At 37.3% G+C, this 2176-nt stretch carries 2 protein-coding genes and 1 pseudogene; all 3 read right to left on the minus strand.

Features of this window, described 5'->3' with window-relative positions:
* Positions 1-1326: an ATP-dependent 6-phosphofructokinase gene (locus SOY52_RS09650; RefSeq protein ID WP_320848746.1), complete on the minus strand. Its 1326-nt coding sequence runs from the start codon at positions 1324-1326 to the stop codon at positions 1-3.
* 2 nt (positions 1327-1328) lie between these two features.
* The gene (locus tag SOY52_RS09655; RefSeq protein ID WP_320848747.1) at positions 1329-1688 is read right to left on the minus strand and encodes a winged helix-turn-helix domain-containing protein; all 360 of its coding nucleotides are present in this window, start codon (positions 1686-1688) and stop codon (positions 1329-1331) included.
* Positions 1679-2176 (minus strand): annotated as a pseudogene (locus SOY52_RS09660) (aminotransferase class I/II); the annotation flags it as partial. The gene SOY52_RS09655 and the pseudogene SOY52_RS09660, both read right to left, overlap by 10 nt.

The following is a 2176-nucleotide window of genomic DNA, read 5'->3' on the forward strand; positions in this document are numbered from 1 at the left end:
TTAGTTCTTCATTGAGAAAGGCTGACGTGTATTTTCAAGTACGTCTCTCCAAAGAGTTCCTTCGATATCGACATGACTTCTCTTTGAAACAGCTTGCTTAATTGGAAGGTAAACGAATTTATTGTTTACACGACTTACTAAACACTGTGTTTTTCCTGCCATTGCAGCATGAACAGCATGAGCACCAAGACGTGCACAGTAAATTGAATCATAGCTATTTGCAGGAGCTGAACGAATAATATAAGAAGGATCAATATACTTAATAGAAGTAGGAATACCTTCTTCTTTAAAGTACTCTTTGAGTTTTTCTTTAAGGAAAATACCGATATCGTGGTACTTAATATTTCCTGATGCATCAGTTTCACCTGTTGGTGGAGCAAACTCTTGTCCAGCACCTTCTGCGACAAGAATTACTGCATGTCCACGCTCTAAGATTCTTCTCTTTACATGCTCAAGTAAACCATTAGGACCATCAAGGTCAAATGGGGATTCCGGAATTAAGCAGAAATTAACATCACTCTGAGCAAGAGATGTATGTGCTGCGATGTATCCAGATTCTCTTCCCATTACTTTAACAAGACCAATACCATTAATTGAGTTCCTTGCTTCTACGTGTGCACCTCTTACAGATGGAACTGCAGATGCAACAGCGGTATCAAAACCGAAAGAAGAGTCGATAAAGCTTAAGTCGTTATCAATAGTTTTAGGAACACCAACTACAGCAATCTTAAGTCCTCTTCTCTTAATTTCTTCACCAATATCATATGCACCACGTAATGTACCATCACCACCGATAGTAATAAGAATATTGATGTTTAATCTTTCAAGTGAATCAACAATTTCTTCGACCTGTTTACCACCACCACGAGCAGAACCAAGAATTGTACCACCCTTTTCTTGGATGTCATCAACTACATCTGGATCAAGTGGAATTAATGGCCATGGAGAGTTTTCTAATAATCCAAGATAACCATATTGGATACCAGAAATACGTCTAACACCATAGCGATACCAAAAACATCTAACAACTGCTCTAATAACGTTATTAAGTCCAGGACAAATACCACCACAGGTACAAATTGCAGCATGTACATGAGAAGGATTGAAGTAAATCTTCTCTCTTGGGCCAGCTTCCTCCATAGTATCTTCTAAAAGTGGCTGTCTTTTGCCATCAATTTCCTGAGTTTGAACACTGTATAGAACTCTATCAGCATCTGATACGTAATCAGCCATGCCATCACCATTGTTTCTACTCATTCTAATAGGAGAACTAATTTTTGCTGCTCCCAATGTCTCGATGTCGAAGTCAAACATCCTGTTTCCCATGGTTAATTTTCCTCCATTAAAAGACTTAATTTTTCTTTAAAGTTTTGATATGGACCATTTATGCACTCTTTTGCTTGTTTTTGAAACTCGTCATAGAGGCTTAAAAACTCTTTACCAAATTCTGTGATAGTAGCTCCTTCACGGTTAGCACCACCTTTCTTTCTTGAAAGGACTTCCTTACCAAGGGCACTTTCTAGGTGCTTTACCATATTAAAAGCCTTTGTATAAGAGATATCTAAGTTCTTTGCCGCTTTATGAAGGGACTGTGTTTTCATAACTTCATTTAAAAGCCATAGAACTCCAATTCCCATGAACTTATCACCATCATCATTTAGTAAATAGATTTTTGTTTTTAGTTCCATATCTCCTCTGCTGCCTTATAGACGATGGATACTAAGTCAGCAAGTTGTTCCTTTTCAACTGAACAATATGCAAGTCTTAATGTCCTATCCTGAATATTAATTGTACCTACTTGATATTTATCTAATAAGTACACCCTAAGTGCTTCTGCACTATGACCGAGGGTATCGAAAGCCATAAAATATCCAGAGTTAAAAGGATATGGTCTCAGTAATGTTGAAGACTTATAGTTTTCCAATACCTCTTTAATAACTTTATAACGCTCAGACATGACAGTAAAGGTTTTTTGCTTATCTAAGTCGTAGTTAGCACCTTCTTTTATTGCTTTTAAGAGCATTGATTGTCCTGGCATATCACAGTTTGATACAGAAGATCTAATTGCACCAAGAGTTTTCTTACTAAGAGCATCTAAGTGTTCTGCCTTTAAGCTCTTACCACCATATGTGATAAAGCCAACTCTGAAGCCCCAAACCATTTCTTCTTTAGTAGC

This window comes from Bullifex sp. (assembly GCF_034103065.1).
In the GTDB taxonomy this organism is placed as follows: domain Bacteria; phylum Spirochaetota; class Spirochaetia; order Sphaerochaetales; family Sphaerochaetaceae; genus Bullifex.

Coding starts and splice junctions, on each gene's coding strand:
- SOY52_RS09655 (WP_320848747.1), bottom strand. CDS start 1,688: ATGGAACTAAAAACAAAAATCTATTTACTAAATGATGATGGTGATAAG.
- SOY52_RS09650 (WP_320848746.1), bottom strand. CDS start 1,326: ATGGGAAACAGGATGTTTGACTTCGACATCGAGACATTGGGAGCAGCA.